General features: G+C 39.5%; 13 protein-coding genes. 12 read left to right on the forward strand and 1 reads right to left on the reverse strand.

The genetic code is table 11. The annotated features are described in order from the left end of the window. Positions 1–225 precede the first annotated feature (225 nt). From EZ444_RS04700 to EZ444_RS04755, 12 genes are all read left to right on the forward strand, one after another. On the forward strand, positions 226–447 hold the full coding sequence (locus EZ444_RS04700; RefSeq protein WP_131607562.1) for a hypothetical protein: 222 nt from the start codon (positions 226–228) through the stop codon (positions 445–447). A gap of 202 nt (positions 448–649) precedes the next feature. Beyond that, complete coding sequence (locus EZ444_RS04705) at positions 650–1672, forward strand: GntR family transcriptional regulator (protein WP_131607563.1); 1023 nt, start codon at positions 650–652, stop codon at positions 1670–1672. 488 nt (positions 1673–2160) lie between these two features. Then, on the forward strand, positions 2161–5349 hold the full coding sequence (locus tag EZ444_RS04710) for a SusC/RagA family TonB-linked outer membrane protein (protein WP_225874635.1): 3189 nt from the start codon (positions 2161–2163) through the stop codon (positions 5347–5349). Positions 5350–5369: 20 nt separating this feature from the next. Beyond that, the gene (locus tag EZ444_RS04715; protein ID WP_131607565.1) at positions 5370–7307 is read left to right on the forward strand and encodes a RagB/SusD family nutrient uptake outer membrane protein; all 1938 of its coding nucleotides are present in this window, start codon (positions 5370–5372) and stop codon (positions 7305–7307) included. Positions 7308–7330: 23 nt separating this feature from the next. After that, positions 7331–8551 carry a DUF4959 domain-containing protein gene (locus EZ444_RS04720; RefSeq protein ID WP_225874636.1) on the forward strand — a complete coding sequence of 407 codons (1221 nt, stop codon included), beginning with the start codon at positions 7331–7333 and terminating at the stop codon, positions 8549–8551. A 36-nt stretch (positions 8552–8587) separates the two neighbouring features. Then, positions 8588–9802 (forward strand): DUF4998 domain-containing protein, encoded by a 1215-nt coding sequence (locus tag EZ444_RS04725; protein ID WP_131607567.1) that lies wholly within the window; start codon positions 8588–8590, stop codon positions 9800–9802. Positions 9803–9809: 7 nt separating this feature from the next. Further along, entirely contained in the window at positions 9810–11993 is a 2184-nt protein-coding gene (locus EZ444_RS04730) for a glycoside hydrolase family 95 protein (protein WP_165503528.1), read from the forward strand. Positions 11994–11995: 2 nt separating this feature from the next. Next, positions 11996–14335 carry a glycoside hydrolase family 95 protein gene (locus EZ444_RS04735; protein ID WP_131607569.1) on the forward strand — a complete coding sequence of 780 codons (2340 nt, stop codon included), beginning with the start codon at positions 11996–11998 and terminating at the stop codon, positions 14333–14335. Between the two features lie 43 nt (positions 14336–14378). After that, positions 14379–16394, forward strand: coding sequence for an alpha-galactosidase (locus EZ444_RS04740; RefSeq protein ID WP_131607570.1), 2016 nt, complete (start codon positions 14379–14381; stop codon positions 16392–16394). Between the two features lie 28 nt (positions 16395–16422). Then, on the forward strand, positions 16423–18633 hold the full coding sequence (locus EZ444_RS04745; protein ID WP_131607571.1) for an alpha-galactosidase: 2211 nt from the start codon (positions 16423–16425) through the stop codon (positions 18631–18633). 21 nt (positions 18634–18654) lie between these two features. After that, a complete protein-coding gene (locus EZ444_RS04750) occupies positions 18655–20664 on the forward strand; it encodes a sialate O-acetylesterase (RefSeq protein ID WP_225874637.1) in 2010 nt (669 codons plus the stop codon). Positions 20665–20673: 9 nt separating this feature from the next. Further along, entirely contained in the window at positions 20674–21903 is a 1230-nt protein-coding gene (locus tag EZ444_RS04755) for a glycoside hydrolase family 27 protein (protein ID WP_131607572.1), read from the forward strand. Positions 21904–21929: 26 nt separating this feature from the next. Here the strand turns inward: EZ444_RS04755 and EZ444_RS04760 are convergent, their stop codons facing one another. Further along, positions 21930–23534 carry a solute:sodium symporter family transporter gene (locus tag EZ444_RS04760; protein WP_131607573.1) on the reverse strand — a complete coding sequence of 535 codons (1605 nt, stop codon included), beginning with the start codon at positions 23532–23534 and terminating at the stop codon, positions 21930–21932. Positions 23535–23693 lie beyond the last annotated feature (159 nt).

Here is a 23693-nt window from a genome sequence, read left to right on the forward strand (position 1 = left end):
GGTTTATGTTTAGACAAATTTACAGAGAAATTATGCTTCTAGGAGAGGTTGAAATAGACAATGTAGCGGGTCGATTTGGACGGTGTCTGGCGTATTGGCGTTTTTATTGTCCAAATCAATTATATTAGCATACTATGGCAAATGAGATTGATGAAATGCTATCAAAGTACAAGCTAAGCAAAGAAACGAGCATTTTGCCCTTGCTGGATGATTTTAAAGATGAGGATGAAATCAGGGAATACTGCTGGAGTATTGCGAACATTTCCTGATCTAAAGAAAGAAGACTGGTTTATTGGAATGGAAGGAGGGGATTATATTTACAGTTTTGAGGGTAATTATATTTTTATAACCGATGATATCTGGAGTTTTAATGTGATTGCCAGCGAGCCTGTACAGGAATTGTTGGTTGAAAAGATGAGTGCATTAAAAAAATCAGATCACACTTAGTCTAGGTCTGTGCGTATAATAGCTATTCAAAATTTTATATCCACAATTTTTAGCATCCACAACTTTTAGTCTTCAATTTCCTGGTCCAAAATAGCGGTAAAGAAATTAGTGAAACCTTAAAAATGTAAAAACTTTTATATATTCACCGCAGAATAATTATTAACGGCCAACATTCATCTTTGCTGTTTATCTCATTTTCTCCATGAAGCTATCTCAATTATTTAATGAAATTAAGGTTTTAGAAGATGTATCTACATTTTCGAAACATGAACAACTGGTTCAAGGGATCATCAATGCGTTGAATCAAAAGATACTAGTGAGGGGTGACATATTGCCATCTGTAAACCAGATGATAAAAGAAATTGGTTTTGCGCGTGAAACAATCTCAAGGGCTTATAAGGAACTTGTAAACAGGGGTATCATCGAATCTAAAAATAGAAAGGGATATTTTGTAGCTACAGAGGATACCGAACAGCATTTAAGGGTATGCCTGTTGTTATATGCATTTGATACCTTTCAGGAGACATTTTATCAGAGTTTCAGAAACAAAATAGGGGAAAACATTCAGCTGGATATTTTTTTTCACCATAATAATTTTTCGGTATTTGAGAGTACTATAAATAACATTAAAGGTAAATACGGTATGTATGTTATCGCTCCGATTGATGTTCCTGAAGCAATACCTTTGGTAGAACAATTTCCTATGAATAAACTGTTGATTGTTGATCGGAAATTAGACCTAAATGAAGAGCATTCCTATATTGTACAGGAATTTAAACAATCATCCTATAACGCCTTTGTGGAGCTTGCAGACCGTATTAAAGAGTTTGACCAATTTGTTTTCTTTTTTAAACAACAATCAGCAGAACCAAACGATGTACTGGATTCGTTTCAACGTTTTATTAAGGATTATAAGGTTAACGGCATCATAAAGAACAAATATGAATCTGGTAGTATAGAATCAAATAAGGTATACTTTACAATTCATAACCTGGAATTATGGGAAATTCTTAAGGATTCCAAACTTAAAGGATTGAAACCTGGGAAAGATTTGGGTATACTTTCCCATAATGATGATAATGTTAAGGAAATAATTTTTGATGGAATAACTACTTTTTCTATTGACTTTGAAAAAATGGGTGAAATGGCTGCAGAATTTGTATTGTCAAGAAAACCCATAAAACACATCATGAAGAATAAGCTGATCAGAAGAAATTCTTTATAAAACTAAGCGCTATCAATTTCTGGTTTTTTTTATAGCATTGATTTCCATCTGTTTATATAGATGCGTCAATTAGGGGTGTTAATTCGCTATGAAAAATAATTCTGAAAAAATAAATTTTGGAATATAAAATATTTTCCTACTTTTGATAGTAGGATAGTGTAGTATAGTACAGGTGATTATACAAACTATTTCGAAACAACCAAACCAAATATAGATTATGAATGTGTTCGCATCTATGGGATCTAATGGCCCCACACCGCAAATCAACTATCAACTGTTATTTAAGTGTAATTCTTCCTGACAAATTTATTGTCAATAATGCAATTGACGCATTTGTTTAAATTATCACATTTAGAGTTTAATCTGTACAGAACTCATTTACTTTAAAAACTTAATAATTGATGAAACATTTTTACTGGTTTTATAGGTGCTTTCTGGTACCTAAAAAGTTAAGTTGCCTGCATATACTTAGCTGTTTAATAATTTTCTTGACCATATTCAATACGTCTGAAGCTTTCGCTCAAACGGGTAGTAAAAAAACAATTACTGGTAAAGTTACTGATGCGACCGGATTACCACTTCCGGGTGTTGTTGTTGCTACCATAAGTGGACCAAAACATGGTACGCAAACCGACAATAACGGAAGGTTTATAATTGATGTAGACCCAGGTATAATACTGCGTTTCTCCTACGTCGGTTATATTGAACAAAGAGTAACCGTTGGGGCTAATACCAATGTGATCGATATCAAGTTACTTGAAAATAGTATTCAAGCTGATGAGGTTGTCATTACGGCAATGGGGCAGAAACAACGCAAGGAAGCAATTGTTGGAGCAGTATCAACCGTGCGTCCCGGAGACCTGAAGGTTCCTTCCAGTAATCTAACCGGAGCAATGGCTGGTAAAATCTCTGGCGTTATTGCTTTTCAGCCAAGCGGACAGCCTGGACAGGACAATTCAAATTTCTTTATCAGAGGCGTGACCACATTCGGTTATAGAAGGGATCCTTTGATCTTGATTGATAATGTGGAGATGACTTCTTCTGATCTGGCACGTTTACAGGTTGATGATATTGAAAGCTTTTCTATTCTAAAAGATGCAAGTGCAACGGCTTTATATGGGGCTAGGGGTGGAAATGGGGTGATCCTCGTTAAAACCAAAGAAGGAAAACCAGGAAAAGTTCAAATTAATTTCAGACTGGAAGGCTCAGCTTCTGAGGCGGTTAAATCCCTGGAAATTGCAGATCCAATTACTTACATGAAGCTTTATAATGAAGCCTTGACAACCAGAAATTCACCGGGAGCACTTTATACGCCGAATAAAATAATGAATACTCAGGCATCCATAAACGGCGCACCAGGTAGTAATCCTTATGTTTATCCTGCTGTTAACTGGATGGATATGCTGTTTAAAAAGCGTACAAGTACAGAAAGGGCTAACTTGAATGTTTCAGGTGGTGGGGGAGTTGCTCGTTATTATATTGCTGGTTCCTATTCAAATGATAATGGGATACTAAGAACAGACATTAGGAACAACAACAATAATAATGTAAGTTTTAAAAATTATCAACTTCGGTCAAACATTAATATCGACCTTACGAGCAGTACTGAACTGGTAGTTCGTTTGTCTGGTAATTTTAATGAATATACAGGGCCTATGACCAATGACCCTTCTTTTGCGACAGATCTTTATAACATCGCGACGCATACCAGTCCGGTTGATTTTCCAGCTTATTATGAGCCAGATGCTGCTAATGCAGGTGTACAGCATATCCTTTTTGGTAACAATACAAGTGCTACTGTTCTGCCTGATGGGACTACGCCGCCTAGTTCTTCAACTGATGTGAAAAACATCAATCCTTATGCTGCCTTACTTAGAGGAAATAGAAGGTTTTCTGAATCAAGAATGCTTGCTCAGTTGGAGGTGAACCAAAAATTAGATTTCCTGACTAAAGGGTTAAATTTTAAAGGGATATTCAGTACGAACAGGTACGCACGGTTTGAATCTCAATTGGCTTATGCGCCTTATTTTTATAATGTCCAGTCGTATGATAAAGCTTCAAATCAATACACTTTAAACTGGATTAATAATAAACCGGATCAGGCAAGGGAATATTTAAATTATTATGCGGGCAAAAGTACACTAAACACCTTTCTTTATCTGCAAGGCGTGCTAGATTATTCTGCTGACCTTAACGAGAATCATAATGTAAGTGCAGCTTTAATTGGAACGCAGCAACAGCAGTTAAACGCAAATGCAGATAATTTATTCAATTCATTACCATTTAGGAATTTAGGTTTGTCTGGACGTGCTACTTACGCCTATAAAAGTCGTTATTTCCTTGAGTTCAACTTTGGTTACAATGGATCTGAGCGATTCTCTGAAAACCATAGATTTGGGTTCTTTCCAACCATTGGCGCTTCATGGATTGTATCTGGTGAGAAATTCTATGGAAACCTAGCCAATGTGATTGATCGAATGAAACTAAGGGCCAGTTATGGTCTTGTTGGTAACGATGCCATTAGTGACAGGAGGTTTTTCTATTTGTCAGATGTTAATTTAAATGGGGGGAATTCTGCTTCATTTGGAACAAATCTTGACTATTCACACAATGGTGTGAAGATTAATAATTATGAAAATAGAGATGTTACCTGGGAGGTATCTAAGCAAATTAATTTGGGATTGGAACTTACCCTGCTTAAAAATATAAGATTCACCACAGAGGTTTATAAGAATTATAAATCTGATATTTTGCAAGAGAGAAAGGATATCCCTACTTCAATGGGCTTAGAATCAGGTATATCTGCAAATATCGGAAAAGTAGAGTCACAGGGGATAGAGTTCTCGCTGGATGGAAAGCAAAACTTTAGTAAAGATTTTTGGATAGCTTCAATGGCTAATTTTACTTTCGCCAAAAATAAATATACTCAATATGAAGAACCTGACTTTGATGAAAAATATCGTCTTCATAATGGGGTGTCGCTTAACAGAAACTATGGCTATATAGCTGAACGGTTATTTGTTGACGATAATGAAGCTAGAAATTCACCGAAACAAATATTTAGTAACAATGGTATCGCGCCAATGGGCGGAGATATTAAATATCGTGATTTAAATGGCGATGGCATAATAGATGGTAAAGATCAGACCTGGTTTGGCAATCCATCAGTACCTGAGATAGTTTATGGATTTGGGATGTCTACTGGATACAAGAACTTTGATTTTAATGTGTTCTTTCAGGGACAAACTGGGGTTTCTTTTGTAATTGATCCAGGGAGGACAAGTCCGTTTATTAAAAGCCCTGACTCCTGGCTACCGGGCAATACGCAAGTAATTCAACAATTTGCAGATGACCATTGGTCGGAGGATAATCAAAATTTATATGCCTTGTATCCAAGGCTTGGAATAAATGGTGCGGTGATAGAAAACAACCGGCAAAATAGCTCATGGTGGTTGCGTGACGGCAGTTTTCTGAGGATGAAGTCCATGGAAATAGGTTATACGCTTCCACGTACTTTGCTAAGCAAGATTAAGGTCAAAAACCTAAGGGTTTATTTCAGTGGACTTAATCTGATTACCTGGAGTCCTTTCACCATGTGGGATCCTGAAATAGGTGGGAATGGATTCTCTTATCCTTTGCAAAAGGTATATAATGTTGGAATAAATATTAGTTTATAGTTAATATAAAGAATAAAGACATGAAGTCATTATATTCAAAATTTTTATACACAGTGATTCTGGGATTGTCCTTAACATCGTGTAAAAAGTATCTGAACGTTACACCAGATAACGTAGGTACCATAGATTATGCTTTTAGAAATCGTAATGAGGCTGAAAATTACTTGTTTAGTTGTTATTCTACCTTACAGAAGATGCAGGAGCCATGGATGGATGCAGGATTCGCTACATCTGGAGAGTTGGTATTCCCGGGACCAAAAGAAATAGATGATACACAGAGTATCAATGCTGTGGGCTTCAATATGATGAGAGGTACGCAAACTAGCGGCACGCCAGGATTAAATTATTGGGATGGCAATGAAGGAGGACAGGCTCTGTTTCAAGCCATAAGGCGTTGTAATACCATGCTTGAAAATATTGATAAACCTATTGATCTTGGAGAATCGGAAAAGAAGAGGTGGATTGCGGAAGTTAAGTTTTTAAAGGCTTACTACCATTTTTATTTGTTCAGGATGTACGGTCCTATACCGATTACTAATGTCAATCTGCCCATTAACAGTTCAATTGAGGAAACTCGAGTTAAAAGAAATCCTGTAGATTCAGTAGTTAATTACATGGTCCGTTTGATTGATGAAGCTACTCCGAATTTGCCTAATCAAATTCAAAATCAGGCGCAGGAACTGGGAAGAATAACGGGGCTCATTGCGCGTTCTGTAAAAGCTCAAATCCTGGTAACAGCAGCAAGCCCGCTATTTAATGGGAATTCTGATTATACTGGATTTACTAATAAAGATGGACAGGTATTATTTAGTCAGGAAAAAGATCCTAAGAAATGGGATCGTGCAGCAGAAGCCTGTTCTGTAGCCTTAAACGCTTGCTTGGCTAGTGGTTTAAAGCTGCACACCTTTACGCCTACAGCAAATATGCCTGCAAATCTTCCACAGGAATTAGTAAATGTTTTAACGTTTCAAACAGCTATTACTGAAAAGTGGGAATTAAATACAGAATTGATATGGGGAATGGCACCTAATTTTGGATTTGGAAGGCAAGAAAGATTTATACCACGTTTAACGGCAGCATCGGCGTTAAATATAGGTAGTGCTCAAGGTTTTTTTGCTGTACCAATTGCCGAACAGGAGCTGTTTTATACAAATAACGGACTTCCGATTGATGAAGATAAAACCTGGGATTATAGAAATAGATATACCTTAAAAACCGGAACTTCTGAAGATCAGTATCACGTGCACAATGGTTATGAAACAGTCAAAGCACATTTTAAACGTGAACCAAGATTTTATGCTTCTATTGCATTTGACGGAGGTGTTTGGTATGGAAATGGTCAGTTATCAGATCCAGCGAATGCAAATTATATACAAGCAAGAGGTACTACAAGTTATGCCGGACCTAAAGATCAAAGTCATACCAATATTTCAGGATACTGGCCAAAGAAACTAGTGAATTATTTAACTGTTTATAATGACCGATTGACCTACGAAAATTTTCATTTTCCTTTAATGAGGCTTTCTGATCTCTATTTGTTATATGCAGAAGCATTGAATGAACAAGGGAAAAGTTATGGAGAGATATTGCCGTATATTGATGAAGTAAGAAAAAGAGCCAAAATTCCAACTGTAACTGAAGCATGGACCGCTCAGCTTTCTACAACTCCTTCAAAATATGCGAATCAGGTTGGTCTTCGTCAAATCATTCATCAGGAAAGAAGAATTGAACTTGCTTTTGAATGTATACCTGGATGGGACTTGCGTCGCTGGAAGGAATTACAGACAGTAATGACTAAGCCGATGCAAGGATGGAGCATCTATGATGATCAGGCGCTGAATTATTACCGTCCACGTAATTTATTCGTTCCTGTATTTAATACAAAAGACTATCTATGGCCTATTAAGGCTGATAATCTGGCAGTAAACCCGAATTTAGTTCAAAATCCTTTTTGGTAGTCCTATATAACGACAATATGATCATGAACATAAAAAAATATATCTTGCCTTGTCTGATTGTGCTGATAGCCGGTATCACAGCATGCAAGAAAAATAATGGTTTCAATGCCATTATTTCCGAAGATAAAACCAAACCGTTAGCCATTAGCAATATCAAAATAGATAATTTTAATGGCGGAGCGAATATTACTTATGACCTTCCTAATTCTCCAAATATTTTATACGTATTGGCTAAATATAAAATCAATGACAATACAGCAAGAGAAACTAAATCCTCTTATTATCAGGATACAGTTGTGGTTGAAGGATTTGCAAAAGAAAAGCCTTATGAAGTAACCTTATATACGGTTTCAAGGGCAAATGTAATGTCTGATCCTGTAACGGTAACGGTTAATCCTTTAACACCAGTTTATCTTGCGGTAAGACCATCAATAAGTTTGTCTCCTGATTTTGGTGGGGTAAGTGTAATCGCAGATAATCCGTTGAAGAAGCAAATTGGCATCGTAGTGATGAGTTACAATAAGAATACCCAGTCCATGGAGATTGAGGATCAGCATTTTACTAAGGATGCTAAGATTAATTATTCAGTTACGGGTTTTGCTTCTGTTGAACGTCAGTTTGGTGTATATATTACCGATAAATGGGGCAACATTTCAGATACACTGCAAAAGCCAATTATTCCTTTGTATGAAGAAACAATGGATAAAACTAAGTTCAATCTACTAAATCTTAGTACGGATAGTCAAATAGCTTATGATTGGTTTACACGTTATCTATGGGATGGAAAATTAGATGGGGACGGCTGGCATACTGCATCTGGAGTACCCCTACCATATTCCTGCAGTTTTGGTATTGGCAAAACGTATAAACTGAGTAGATTTGTTGTATACGAAAGAATCGGAGATCGTTACACTTATAAATTTGGAAATCCAAAGGAATTTTCTTTATGGGGCACAAACTCATCCACTCCGGATAATATTAGGCTGCCCGTAAGGGCTGATGAAGGTGCTGTGATAGGAAACTGGGTAAATTTAGGGAACTTCCGCTTTCCTGATCCACCATCAGGTAATCTTCCTAGTGCAAGTAACTCCGCAGACGAGGATTTCGTGAAAAAAGGAGTGAGTTTTAAAGTTCCTTTTACTGCGCCTTCGGTTAAGTATTTAAGAATAGCCGTAGCAACTATATGGGGAAATGAGGCTGCTGCCCATCTTATAGAGGTTACTCCATATGGAATCCCTGAATAAAAATATCAATTGAACTAAATATCAAATTATATAAAGATGAAAAATCTTATAATTTTTATTGGTCTTTTTCTGCTCGTTATCGCGGCGGGCTGTGAAAAGCAACAAACCGATTTCCGTGACTTTCTTGATGGCCATGAAGTTACCTATACAGGTAGTGCAGGTGAAGTACTCAGCAGGGCTGGAAATTTAAGGACACAGTTAAAGTGGAAATCGAGCGCTGATCCAAGTATCATAAAGTATGTTATTTATTGGAATAATAAAGTAGATTCTCAGGTTGTAGCTATTAATGGTAAAACCGATAGCGTTTTTGTGACCATCCCGAACCTTCAGGAATTTGTGTACTCTTTTACCATTTATTCTTATGATGCAAAAGGTAATAAATCTGTTCCTAAAGTCGTAAATGGTGTGAAAATTTATGGTCCAATATATAAAGCAGGCTTATTAAACAGAGCATATAATGCAGATGTACCGTATGTGACCATGGAAAATGGAAATGTTGAGTTGAATTTTAACAAACCGGACACTGTAAATGTAACTACTAAGGTAAAGTATACGAATACTGCAAACATTATTAAAGAGGTTGATCTCGCTCCAGCCGACAACATTTTAAAATTGACGGACTATAAACCTGGAACAGAAGTGACCTATAGGTCTTCCTATAAGCCCACAAGTGGAGCTCTTGATGTTTTTACAACATCAGATTATTCCGTTTTTCCACAGATGTTATTATTTCCATGTGATAAATCATTATTCCGTGAACATCCGCTGCCTAATGATGTGGGTACATATGAATCTGGTACAAGTGTAAGTAAGCTTTGGGATAGAAGCGTTGGACCACAAGGTTATCCAAATATTTTCCATAGTAATGGAAGCGGTGGTATGCCACATACACTTACGTTTGACTTGGGAAAAGTGTATCCCAATCTTGCTCAAGTAGAAGAAACAGGTAGGGATTGCTGCAATAATCCGGATAGTTTTGAGATATGGGGAATAGCTGACATTACAAACGCAGCTACCACGTTACCGGCAAATAATGGAGGATGGAAAGATGAGTCAATTGCAAAAGGCTGGACTTTATTAAAAGAAGTAACCAGAACTGACGATGGCAAAAATGCCTACAAAACTAACTTAGTTAGTAACCCTCCTCCAGTTAGGTATATTAGAATTAGAATTAAGCATGTAACAACGAATGATGGTAACTATAGTAACATGTCTGAAATTACTTTCTGGAATAAGCAAGTGTATAATTAACTACTTGATGATGAATTTTAAAAGAAAGACCCTAAAACTATTTTTTGTTCTGTTGTTAACATATAGTTTCTCACAAGCTCAGATAAATAATAACTTAAGAATTTGGGACGACAAGCCAGCTAAAGATTGGATGACCCAGGCCTATCCGATTGGTAATGGTAAGCTGGGAGCAATGGTTTTTGCTGGAGTAGATGAAGAACACATTCAGTTTAACGAAAGCAGTTTGTGGACTGGTGATGAACATGAAACCGGTGCTTACCAGGCCTTTGGTGATCTTTTTATTAAATTTAAAAATATTGACCCAAGTAAAGCAACACAATACAAGCGGGTTTTAGATTTAAGTAATGCGCTTCATAAAGTAGATTATCAATATGATAATCTACTTTATAGTAGGGAATATTTCTCAAGCTATCCAGATCAGCTTCTTGTTTTTAATTATACTTCAAAAGCAAAAAATGCGTATTCGATCACAATAAAGCTTAAAGATGCTCATGCCAGTAAAACACAAGGAAATGCAAACCGGCTGACCGTAAGTGGCGTTTTGGAAAATGGGCTTAAATACGCATCAACCTTACAAATAAAACATGATGGGGGCACCTTAACGATTGATAAAGATGCCGATGGAAATAGCCAGATACACTTGGAAAATGCGAATGCTTTTACGCTGTTTTTAGCTGCTGCAACTGATTATATCAATCAACGGGCGAAACATTGGAAGGGAGAAAATCCCGAACAAATTGTAGACAGAAATTTAGTAAACGCAACGGCTAAAAAATATGATGTTTTAAAAAATAACCATGTTAAGGATTATCAGAATTTGTTTAACCGGGTTGCTTTACAAATTGGAAAGAACAATTCAAAAACGGAAGTTCCCACGGTTCGGCGGATTCTTAACTATAAGAAAGACGAAGATACCGGTTTAGAAAATACCTTGTTTCAGTACGGCAGATATTTGCTCATCAGTTCTTCGAGAAAAGGAGGACTGCCCGCTAATTTACAAGGCTTATGGAACAATAGTAACAATCCGCCATGGCGTTCAGATTACCATTCAAATATTAATATTCAGATGAATTACTGGCCGGCAGAGCCTGCTAATTTAGCCGAGAGTAATATCCCGTATTTAGATTATATCAATAGCATGCGTGAGGTTAAAAAGGAAAACACGCAAAAGGAGTATCCCGGGGTACGTGGATGGACGGTGAAAACTGAAAATAATATTTTTGGCGGGGAGAGCTTTTTATGGAATACACCCGGTAGTGCCTGGTATGGACAAGCCCTTTGGGATCATTATGCTTTTAACCAAGATAAGACGTACTTGAAGGAATTTGCTTATCCTATTTTAAAAGAGATTTCTGAGTTTTGGGACGACCATTTAAAGCGCAGGGCTGATGGTGTAATTGTAGCGCCAAATGGCTGGTCGCCGGAGCATGGGCCAAAAGAAGATGGTGTAAGTTACGATCAGCAAATTGTGTACGACTTGTTTACCAATTACATTGAGGCTGCGGATTCTTTAAAAATAGATACTGACTATCGCAATCACATCGCAGCCCTTAAGGATCATCTTTTAAAACCTAAGATTGGTAAATGGGGGCAATTACAAGAGTGGGAGGAAGACAAGGACGATCAGAATGATAAACACAGGCATGCCTCGCATTTATTTGCATTGCATCCAGGCAGGCAAATTAGCCTAAGCAAAACACCGGAACTAGCGCGGGCGGCAGAAGTAAGTTTAACTGCCAGGGGCGATGAATCCACGGGTTGGTCCATGGCCTGGAAGATGAATTTTTGGGCTAGGCTGCACGATGGAAACCATGCTTATAAAATCTTAAAAAACTTTATCACCCTTGTTGGTGGCGATGGAATTGATTACAATCAGGGCGGTGGTATTTATGCAAACCTACTTTGCGCCCACCCACCTTTTCAAATCGACGGTAACTTTGGTTATACTGCCGGAGTTGCTGAGATGCTTTTACAAAGTCATGAAGGTTTTATAGAATTTTTGCCCGCGATTCCTGATCAATGGAAGAGTTATGGGGAGATTAAAGGTTTAAAAGCCAGGGGAAACATTACTGTAAGCTTTAAGTGGGAGAACGGTAAGGTTACCAGCTATAATTTAAGCGGCCCAAAAGCTTCAACAATGAAAATAAAAGTAAATGGTTCTTTTAAAGACGTGATCGTAAAGAAAAAATAATAATGACTATTAAACTCTTGAAAAATATTTTTACGCTGATTTTAATGCTTTATGCAAACCATATGTTTGCACAACAGAAACTAAGATTATGGTATAATGAACCCGCAAAAATGTGGGAGGAGACACTTCCGTTAGGGAATGGAAGTTTGGGGATGACCCCTGATGGAGGTGTATCAAAAGAGAAAATAGTGCTGAATGACATTACCCTGTGGTCCGGTGGGCCACAGGATGCCAACAATTATGAAGCTTATAAAAGTTTGCCTAAAATAAGACAGCTCATTCTTGAGGGAAAAAATGAGGAGGCGCAGGATTTGGTAAACAGGGATTTTGTTTGTAAAGGCCCTGGTTCAGGGGGGGCGCAATGGGGTAAATACCAAACCCTGGGGGCTTTGGAACTTGAATTCAATTATAATGGTATCGGTTCAAACCAACCTGAAGCAAAACAATATCACCGGGAATTGTCATTGGAACAAGCTATCGCCGTTTGCAGCTTCAATGTAAATGGAGTAAACTATAAAAGGGAATACTTTACCAGTTTTGACGATGATGTAAGTGTGATCCGGTTAACTGCCGATCGGCCGGGCCAGCTGAATTGCAGAATTATGCTGAACAGACCTGAAAGATATGTGGTAAAAACAGAAGGCAATGAATTACAGATGTCAGGGCAGCTGGATAATGGGACAGATGGTAAAGGGATGCAGTACCTGGCCAGAGTTAATGCCAAACTAAAAGGTGGAACACTGAGCACTGAAAACAATGCGCTGGTTGTTAAAAATGCTACTGAAATTATTATTTATGTTTCCGCGGCAACAGATTTCAAAAATCGCCCCTTTAAAGAGGAAACAAAACAGGTGTTGGCTGCAGCCATTAAAAAACCATATGAGTTACAGAAAAGTAAACACATTGCAAACTATGGCAAGCTGTTTAAACGGGTTAGCATCAACCTCGGCGAAGGAGCATCTGCAAATCTTCCTACCAATATAAGGCTGGAAGGTTTTTATAAAAGTTTTGATAGAGACCCATCTCTTGTTCCACTGTTTTTTCAGTTCGGTAGGTATTTAAGCATCAGTAGTACCAGGATAGGGTTGCTGCCCCCAAATCTGCAAGGGTTATGGGCCAAAGAAATAAATACGCCTTGGAACGGGGACTACCATTTGGACGTAAATGTACAGATGAACCACTGGCCAATTGAAGTGGCCAATCTTTCTGAACTGAACCTGCCTTTGGCAGAACTAGTAAGGGGGTTGGTGAAACCAGGTGAAAGGACAGCGAAAGCCTATTACAATGCAGATGGCTGGATTGCGCATGTGATCACCAATGTTTGGGGTTTTACAGAGCCAGGAGAAAGTGCTTCCTGGGGAGCTTCCAATGCCGGATCGGGATGGTTGTGTAATAACCTATGGGAACATTATGAGTTTAGTCAGGATTTAAAATACCTTAAAAGTATCTATCCGATATTGAAGGGCTCTGCGGAATTTTACAAAAGCGCCCAGATCAAAGATCCGAAATCGGGATGGCTGGTTACCTCACCGTCGGTGTCGCCCGAGAATTCGTTTTATCTTCCCAATGGAAAAACCGCGAGTATTTCTATGGGACCAACTATTGACAACCAGATAGTAAGGGAACTATTCGGAAACGTGATCAAAGCATCAAAACTGTTAAATACCGATGCTGCATTTAGAGCAGAACTCCAGGAGAAATTAAAATCAGTACCACCTGCTGGGATCATCAGTAAAGACGGACGCATTCAGGAATGGCTGGAAGATTACAAAGAAACTGATCTCCAACACAGACATATTTCTCATTTATATGGTTTGTATCCCGCCTCGCAGATCACACCAACTGCTACACCAGAACTGGCTACAGCCGCGAAGAGAACGTTGGAGGTTAGGGGCGATGACGGACCAAGCTGGACAATAGCCTACAAGCTATTGTTCTGGGCAAGACTGCAGGATGGGAACCGTGCCTTTAAATTGTTGAAAGAGATTTTGAAACCAACATTAAGGACGGATATCAATTACGGCGCAGGCGGTGGGGTGTATCCCAACATGTTGTCGGCAGGTCCGCCTTTCCAGATTGACGGTAATTTTGGTGCTACTGCTGGTATTGCCGAAATGCTTTTGCAAAGCCATGACAGCTTTATCGAGCTGTTGCCGGCACTACCTGATGCGTGGAAAAGCTATGGAAATATAAAAGGCCTCAAAGCCAGGGGTAATTTTACAGTAGACATGACTTGGAAGGATGGCAAAATTGTGAACTACCGTATCGCTTCGCCAAAGCCACAAAAAGTAAAAATAAAAGTAAATGGCGAACTAAAAGAAATACTGGCTCAGCGTCTATAATTGATAAGCAGCCTGCAAAAACACACACAAATGAAACCATAAAATGATAAAAATTAAATTACTTTCATGTCTGTTCTTCCTGGTCTTTTTTCTGAGCCATGCCAATGCCATTACTTTTAAGTTTGGCAGGTCTGGAAAAATTATTTACGACCTGAAGTCCGGAACTTTTAGTGCCTATCTGAATTCCGACGAGTTTTTAAAAGACGGATTTTCAACCTTTAAAGAAAATAACAAACTCTACAGCTCAAAGGATTATTTACAGCGGAATTATTCCAGTACTAAGATTTCGGATCAATTCGGAAAAGGTGTAAAGCACACTATTGAACTTAAGGGAGCTGGAAGACCTGATATGAAGCAGATATTTTATGCCTATGATCAGTTACCTTATTTTTTATGTGAAATTGAGATTGCAGGTGCTAGTGTCAGCAGCAATGAAATGATCCCTGTTCAGGGCGGGCTTCCTATTTTGAATGGGATCAAAGAGATCCGAAGTGTATTTGTTCCTTTCGATAACGATACCTTTATCAGCTATAACTCGAAACAATTGTCAAAAAATGAGCAGCAGCTCAGCGCAGAGGTTGGTGTAATCTATGACAACACTTCATTCAAAGGCGTAATTTCTGGCTCAGTAAATCATCGCGTATGGAAAACTGGCGTCACTACCGGGATTGATACCGGGGGTAACACTTTTATCAAAGTACAAGCCGGCTTCACGGAAAAAGATATTACAAGGGATGTCATCCCTCATGGGGCTTTAAAAGGTCATATTGTGAAGTCACCTATGATTTTTTATGGCTTATTTGAGGATTGGAGAATAGGGATGAACGCTTATGCAAAAGCAAACAGAATTGCAGAACCACCGATTGTTTTTAAGTGGAAGCATCCAACCCCTTTGGGATGGAACAGTTGGGGCGCTATGCAGGAAAAAATTTCCTTTGATAAAATTGTAAAGGTCACCGATTTTTTTGCTGACAGCCTGAAAGCTTTCAGAAGTGAGGGTACCATTTATATAGATTTAGATTCTTATTGGGACAATATGCTGAAAGGCGGATTGGAAGGTGATTATTCAAAGCTAAAAGAATTTGCGGATTATGTTAAAAAGCGGGGATTAAAACCTGGCATCTACTGGGCCCCTTTTACCGATTGGGGCTTTAAGTCGGGTGGAGATAGAAGAGCAGAAGGCGGGAATTACAAATTTTCTCAACTCTGGACTAAAGTCGGGGCGGGTTACCATGATCTTGATGGGGCGAGGGCACTTGATCCAACGCATCCGGGTACACAACAAAGGATCGCATTGGTTATTGGAAAGCTAAAAGAATGCGGATATGAAATGATCAAAATCGATTTTCTGGGGCATGCTGCCATAGAATCAGATCATTTTTATGATCCGAAAATCAGTACGGGAATGCAGGCTTATGAAGTGGGGATGTCCTTTCTGCTCAAACAGCTTGATGATAAAATGCTGGTCTATGCGGCTATTTCTCCAACCATGGCCTCAGGCAGGTACATCCATATGAGAAGGATCGCGTGTGATGCCTTTAAATCTATAAAAGATACAAAGTATACACTCAACAGCCTTACCTATGGCTGGTGGCAAACCCATTTGTATGATTATATGGATGCAGATCATGTGGTGCTTGGTGCCGAAAGCATAGGTGCCAATAGAGCTAGGACACTTTCTGCAATTGTTACCGGTACTTTTATAGTTGGCGATGATTTTTCAGCGAAAGGGGCTTGGACAGAACGTGCAGCAGAGCTGTTCCAAAATAAGGCTTTGTTAGCTGTAATCAGAGATGGAAAGTCCTTTATGCCAATTGAAGCAAATAAAGAGGCGTCAGAAATGTTTGTTAAACAATCAGGTAATACGCATTACCTGGCTATTTTCAATTATGGGGATAAAGAAAAAAAGTTTGTGGTCAACGCAACTGCCATCGGGTTAAAATCTTTTATCGGGTATCAATTGGAAGATCTTTTTACACATAAATCAAGCGCTCCTGTTAGCGCCGCCGAATTTGTACTGGCAGCCGGTGACGCGACACTGATTAAAATAACGAAATAAATTATATAAGCTATAAAACCATTTTATAATGTTTAAAGTCCGATTACATACTACCCTTATCCCTTTCTGTTTACTGTTGCTTTTCTCTGTTGCCATTTCTTTCAGGTCAGCGGCACAATCTGTTGTTATCCCTATAGAAACACAGCGTAATGCACTTGTACTGCAAGTCGATGTCAATAAGGATCTGGGGACTATTTATTTTGGTAAAAAATTAACAAACAACAGCGAATACTCGCAGGTTCCGGCCTTGTATAAGCAAACTTCAGATTATACGGGGATACTCAATTCTGCCTATACCCCATCTGGTTCCAGAAATTTGGTCGAACCTGCGCTCAGTCTGACCCATGCTGATGGTAACAATTCGCTGGATCTGAAATATGTAAGTCATACTTTAAAACAAATTGACGATAATGTTTCCCTGCTTAGCATTGTTTTAAAAGATCCTGTGTACGATTTCTCTGTAACACTCTACTATAAAACTTATTTTAAAGAAGACGTGGTAGAACAATGGTCATCCATTCAACATCAGGAAAATGGCAATGTTACCTTACATAAATTTGCTTCAGCAAACCTGTATGTAAAAAGTTCGGGTTATTGGTTAAACCAATATCATGGTGATTGGGCTAAAGAGATGCAAGCTGAAGAATCGAAACTCACACATGGCATTAAAACGTTGGACAGCAAATTGGGCACAAGGGCTAATTTGTTCCAGCCCCCAGTGTTTATGGTGTCACTAGGTAAACCTGCAACAGAAGACGAGGGGACTGTTTTATTTGGTTCATTGGAATGGAGCGGTAATTTTCGTACCGATCTGGAAGTTGATTACCAGGAAAACTTAAGGATCGTTTCGGGGATAAATAATTATGCTTCAACCTATACATTAAAACCAAATGAGGCTTTTGTAACTCCGGTATTCCTATATACGTTATCTACGGATGGTAAAGGAGTGGCCAGCAGGAATCTGCAGCAATGGGCCAGAAACTACAAATTATTAGACGGAAAGGGTACACGTTTAACCCTTTTAAACAATTGGGAAGCTACTTATTTCGATTTTAATGAAAATAAGCTCGCAGGTCTTTTAAAAGACACAAAGAAACTGGGGGTAGATCTTTTTTTACTGGACGATGGCTGGTTTGCCAACAAATACCCTCGTAACGGTGATGTCGCGGGATTAGGCGACTGGCAGGAAAATAAAAAGAAATTGCCAAATGGTATCGCCTCCTTGGTAAAAGAGGCTCAAAATAACCAGGTTAAATTTGGTATCTGGATAGAGCCTGAAATGGTTAACCCCAAAAGTGAATTGTACGAAAAGCATCCCGACTGGGTAGTTAAACAGTCCAACAGAGCTGAGCATTATTTCAGGAACCAGCTGGTACTTGATCTGACCAATCCGGAAGTGCAAGATTTTGTGTATGGAGTGGTGGATGGACTTTTTTCAAAGAACCCCGATCTGGCCTACATCAAATGGGATTGTAATGCTGTAATTTTTAATGCCCATTCTGCGACAATTAAAGACCAATCCCATTTTTACATTGAATATGTGAGGGGTTTGTATAAAGTATTAGAACGGATCAGGGCAAAGTACCCTAAGGTACCGATGATGCTTTGCTCAGGTGGTGGTGGCAGGGTTGACTATGCCGCATTGCAGTATTTTACAGAATTCTGGCCAAGTGACAACACAGATCCACTGGAGCGCATTTTTATGCAATGGGAATATTCTTATTTTTATCCGGCCATAGCTACGTCAAACCACGTGACCGACTGGGGCAAACAACCTATAAAATTCAGGACAGATGTAGCTATGATGGGCAAACTGGGTTTTGATATTGTGGTGAGCAAACTAAGTGCTGCTGATCTTAAATATTGCCAGGAGGCGATAAAGAATTACAATAAACTCAAGGATGTCATTTGGCAGGGAGATCAATACCGCTTATCCAATCCAAAAGAATCCAATGTTGCTTCGATGCTTTATCTTGATGAAAATAAATCATCCGGCGTAATCTTCAACTACCTTGTCAATTACAGGTATGGTGCGAACAGCAGTTTTCCTATTCTTTTAAAGGGGCTTGATCCGGCAAAAAGATACAAGATCCAGGAAATAAACCTTTATCCTGGTACAAAATCCAGCATTAAAGAGGAAGCAAGTTATACTGGCGATTTCTTAATGAAAATAGGATTCAATCCTGATGTAAATTCATTGAGAACAAGTGTGATTTTAAAAATTGATGTCGTAAATTAAACAATATTCCAAATTCCTGTAATGAACATGATGTTTAATCTTAAAATCAAAAAAGAACTTTTATCAGTTATAGCATTTGCCGTAATGCTTTGTATAAGCTGTGATGTGCTAGGCAAAGTAAAGTTGCCATCTGTATTTAGTGATAACATGGTTTTTCAGCAAAAAACCAAGGCTGCTGTTTGGGGTAAAGCTGATCCTGGCAAAACGATAACCATCAGCACAACCTGGAGCCGGGCACGTTATACATCAAAAGCCAATGAATTTGGTAACTGGAAGATCATGGTGGCTACGCCATCTTACGGCGGACCATATGCGATGACGATTTCTGACGGAGAACCATTCATCTTAATGAATGTCCTGATTGGTGAAGTTTGGGTCTGTTCAGGACAATCTAATATGGAGATGCCTTTGGCCGGATGGGGAAAGATCAACAATTATGAAAAAGAGGTTGCTGATGCAAAATATCCAGACATTAGGCTTTTGCAAGTTGAACATGTCACCAGCAATTCGGCTTTGGAAGACGTTAAAGTAACGAACAATGGCTGGAAACCCTGCATTCCACAATATGTTGCCGAGTTTTCATCTGTGGCTTATTTTTTTGCCAGAGAAATTTATAATAAGACTAAAGTGCCGATTGGATTAATCCATACTTCATGGGGTGGCACTGTAGCTGAAGCATGGACTAGTGCGCCCACCCTTAAAACAATACCTGATTTTGTAGAGGCCGTAAATAAAATTGAAAATGCTGACAAGGATAAAACCGGCTCCAGCTTTGAGGAGCAATTAGCTTCGTGGCAAAAGTTAGTAATCAAAAAAGATGCAGGTATGGTACAGGGTAAACCGGCATGGAATGCAAATTCACTGGATGCTTCTTCATGGAAAGTCATGTCGTTGCCAACGGTGTGGGAACAAGCAGGGATGCCAGAGTTTGATGGGGTGGTTTGGTTTCGAAAAAATATTACCATTCCGCAAGCCTGGGCTGGTAAAGCCTTAAAATTTAACCTAGGTCCTATTGATGATAATGACATTGCTTTTTTTGATGGTGAAATAATAGGACAAACAGAGGGTTACAACGTGCCACGTAATTATACTATTCCCGCAACTAAGGTAAAAGCAGGTACGTTTGCACTGGTTGTGAGGGTATTTGATAGTGGCGGTGGTGGCGGGATATATGGCGATAAGAATACAATGGCCCTTGTCGCTCCGGACGGAACGCGTCTTTCCCTGAACGGAGATTGGCAATATAAAACAGGCATGAACCTGAAAGATATTGCACCTATGCCGATGTCAGATAATGGCCCTAACAGACCTACAGTATTATACAATGCAATGATCCATCCATACTTGCAATTTCCAATCAAAGGGGCTATATGGTATCAGGGCGAGAGCAATGCAGGAAGGGCACATCAATACCGTACACTTTTTCCTGCAATGATCACTGATTGGAGAAAGCAATGGGGAGTTGGAGATTTTCCCTTCTATTTTGTACAGCTGGCTAACTTTATGAAGGCAGATGCAGAACCTGGGGCTTCTGCATGGGCAGAATTAAGAGATGCACAATCTGGGGCGCTTTCATTACCAAATACAGGAATGGCAGTGGCTATTGATATTGGTGATGCGACAGACATTCATCCGAAAAACAAACAAGATGTAGGTAAAAGACTGGCTTTAATCGCACTAGCAAAAAACTATGGTGTTAAAACGCTTTACACTGGCCCTGTTTACCAATCTGCTAAAACAGAGGGTAATGTCATTAAGTTGAACTTTTATGCCACTCAAGGCTTAAAAACCAGTAATGGCGCAGAATTGAAAGGTTTCGCTATTGCCGGTGCTGATCAGAAATTTCACTGGGCCAAGGCAGAAATAAAAGGAAACCAGGTAGTGGTAAGTAGCACTGAGGTTCTTAACCCCGTTGCGGTAAGGTATGCCTGGGCCAATAACCCGGTTTGTAACCTGGTAAATGGAGCGGGTCTGCCTGCATCACCTTTTCGTACAGATAAATGGGAAGATAGTACCTCCCCTTCAAAATAAATAACACAGATGAAAAGAAGATTATACTATATATTGATACTATGCTGCCTGTTCAGTATTAAAATTTGTGCCCAGGTGAAATCTAAGGACGGGACCATTTTAGCCCTGACACCTCCGATGGGCTGGATGACCTGGAACTATTTCGCGGATAACATCAATGAGAAGGATATCAAGGAGATGGCGGATGCCATGGTAAGTACTGGTATGCTAAGTGCAGGTTATAATTATGTTTTTATAGACGATGGGTGGCAGGGGGGAAGGGACAACAGGAACAATATCATTGCCGATCCTCAAAAATTTCCTTCTGGGATTAAAGCCCTTGCTGATTATGTGCACAGTAAAGGACTAAAATTGGGTATCTATTCTGATGCTGCCTTGCTTACCTGCGCAGGCTATACCGCCAGTCTGGGTTTTGAAGAGCAGGATGCGAAAGCATTTGCTAACTGGGGGATAGATTACCTGAAATATGATTACTGTGGTGCTCCAGATGATGTGGAAATTGCTAAACAGCGGTATAAAACGATGGCTGATGCATTAAGGAACAGCGGTCGGGACATCGCTTTTGGGATATGTGAATGGGGTGGACGTAAACCCTGGTTATGGGCCGCCCAGGCTGGTGGACAATTGTGGCGTACGACCAATGATGTAAGGGACAAATGGAAAAGAAGAAGTGTTGAAGAAGGTGGAGAGGGAATATTAAACATCATGGATTTAAATGCATCGCTTGATCAATACGCAGGCCCGGGACATTGGAACGATATGGATATGCTTGTGGTTGGCTTAAATGGAAAAAAGGGACCTTCAGGTGATCTGGGTGGAAGCGGATGTACAAATACAGAATATCAAAGTCAGATGAGCTTATGGAGCATTATGGTGTCGCCTTTGGCTGCTACTAATGATTTAAGAAATATGAATGCTGAAACCAAACGTATTTTATTAAATAAGGAGGTGATTGCCATTAATCAGGATCCTTTGGGTAAGCAAGCTATCCGTAAAGTTGATAATGATACCTGGACTGTATTGCTGAAACCATTAGAAAATGGGGATTATGCACTGGCCATATTGAACCGGGCAGGGACCACTCAAATTGCCGATTATGATTTTTCTGGATTTGGATTGAATGACCATTATCAGATCCGGGACTTATGGCAACATAAGGTCATCGGAAAAGGTAAAAAATGGCGGGGCAGTGTGGATGCACACGAAACCAAACTGTTCCGTTTAAGCAAAACCAAATAAAATTGCCCTTCCCGATCTTGCCGCTATTAGGTTGTTGATGAAAGATAAATTGGAGAGAACAGCAGGAACAAAAGGATCATGATGAGTAAGAGGAGGCCGTTTACCCAATGGCGATTTTTCCAGGGTTTTAGATCAACAACCGATTTGTTCTGCGCTACATAAGGCATTTCCAGCGGGTATAGTTTTCCAATGATCAGCATAAGGGCTGAAGTGACTACAAAAAGAATAGCCAGTACGTGCAGGAAGTGGATGCCGGTATCAAAAACAATTTGTGTGAGTATATATCCGACAAAACAAAATGACAGGCCCACTTTTGCTGCAATAGGTGGAACTTTTTTGGTTACAAATCCAATAAACATGATGGTAAAGATGGGGATACTGAATGCAGCATTTATCTTTTGCATAAAGGTGTAAAAGCTATCAGTAGAAAAAATGAATAACGGAGCGATAAACATGGCCAGTAAGGAGGCGAACATTTCAAATCGTTTGGAGCTTTTGAGCAAATTTCCTTCGGTAAGCTGTACACCCTTTTTTTCTTTAAACGGCTGGTAAAGATTTAAGATGAACAGTGTGCTTGCGCTGTTAAGTCCGGGAGAGAAAGAGGTGATTGCCGCACCGAAGATAACAGCAGCAATAAAGCCGCTGAGCACAGGAGGGGAAACATCGCTCACTACCCTCGAAAATACTTCAGTAGTATTTTGCATATTGCTGTACATGTGAACGGCGAGAATCCCAGGTAAAATAAAAAGCAATGGGCCAAGTAGTTTTCCTGCGCAGGCGAGCGCAATGCCTTTCTGACTGGTCTCAAGATTGGACGAGGCCAGTGCCTGCTGCACAATGACCTGTTCTGTACCCCAGTAGAAAAGATTCATTAGGATCATACCCGTAAAAATGGTCGAAAAGGGAACAGCATCATTGGCCGTTCCTATGGAATTGAAATGTTCCGTTTTTGAGTTAAGAATGGTATGTATGCCATTTTGAAAATCGCCGTTTCCGACGTGTCTTATTCCGAAGTAGGCCAGTAACAACGCACCGGTAAACATGCAGATCCCTAATACGAGGTCTGAAATCACTATGGCTTTCAGTCCGCCAAGTATGGAGTATAAACTGCCGACAAGTCCAATACACCAAACCAGGATCCAGATGCTGCTACCATAACTGATGTTCCAGATGTCTGAAAAATGAAACAGACCGTTTAATGCGATTGCACCGGTGTATAATACAATTGGCAAGAGGTTGACCATATAACCGATCAGGAAAAGAAGAGATACCAGTTTTTTTGTTTGTGGATCGTACCTGCTTTCCAAAAAATCAGGTGTGGTAGACATGGCCCCCTTCAAATAAACAGGGATTACAAATTCAGACACTACAAGCATGGCAAATACAGAACTTACTCCCCAGGCCATTACGGTCATGTTATTGAGGTATACAGATTCGCTGCTGCCTACAAATTCCGCCGCACTGATATTTGTGAAAAATAGGGCGCTGCCGACTGCGGTGAAGCTCAGGTTGCGGTTAGCCAAAAACAGTCCTGCAGACGTGGTTATTTTATGTCTGCGGGTTTTAAACCAGGAAATCAGTGCAACCAAAAGGGTTACAATTATAAAGGTGACAAAGGCTGTAAAGTTCACTATAAGTTTAAATTCTTGCTGCTTTTTTTACAAGATAGTAAATTGTGTCCTAATGAGTGCTATAAAGATGGAAAGCACGATTTTTTCCACAAACGTTTCAGGGGCGAGCCAGTGGTGAACAGCTGGGATGTGGGTATTTTAATCTTTAAAGAGTATAAT

Source organism: Pedobacter hiemivivus (genome assembly GCF_004331685.1).
Lineage (GTDB): Bacteria > Bacteroidota > Bacteroidia > Sphingobacteriales > Sphingobacteriaceae > Pedobacter > Pedobacter hiemivivus.

Excerpts from the sequence above, each read along its gene's own strand:
- EZ444_RS04700 (WP_131607562.1), top strand. The coding sequence starts at position 226 with ATGAAATCAGGGAATACTGCTGGAGTATTGCGAACATTTCCTGATCTA.
- EZ444_RS04705 (WP_131607563.1), top strand. The coding sequence starts at position 650 with ATGAAGCTATCTCAATTATTTAATGAAATTAAGGTTTTAGAAGATGTA.
- EZ444_RS04715 (WP_131607565.1), top strand. The coding sequence starts at position 5,370 with ATGAAGTCATTATATTCAAAATTTTTATACACAGTGATTCTGGGATTG.
- EZ444_RS04720 (WP_225874636.1), top strand. The coding sequence starts at position 7,331 with ATGAACATAAAAAAATATATCTTGCCTTGTCTGATTGTGCTGATAGCC.
- EZ444_RS04725 (WP_131607567.1), top strand. The coding sequence starts at position 8,588 with ATGAAAAATCTTATAATTTTTATTGGTCTTTTTCTGCTCGTTATCGCG.
- EZ444_RS04730 (WP_165503528.1), top strand. The coding sequence starts at position 9,810 with ATGATGAATTTTAAAAGAAAGACCCTAAAACTATTTTTTGTTCTGTTG.
- EZ444_RS04735 (WP_131607569.1), top strand. The coding sequence starts at position 11,996 with ATGACTATTAAACTCTTGAAAAATATTTTTACGCTGATTTTAATGCTT.
- EZ444_RS04740 (WP_131607570.1), top strand. The coding sequence starts at position 14,379 with ATGATAAAAATTAAATTACTTTCATGTCTGTTCTTCCTGGTCTTTTTT.
- EZ444_RS04745 (WP_131607571.1), top strand. The coding sequence starts at position 16,423 with ATGTTTAAAGTCCGATTACATACTACCCTTATCCCTTTCTGTTTACTG.
- EZ444_RS04750 (WP_225874637.1), top strand. The coding sequence starts at position 18,655 with ATGAACATGATGTTTAATCTTAAAATCAAAAAAGAACTTTTATCAGTT.
- EZ444_RS04755 (WP_131607572.1), top strand. The coding sequence starts at position 20,674 with ATGAAAAGAAGATTATACTATATATTGATACTATGCTGCCTGTTCAGT.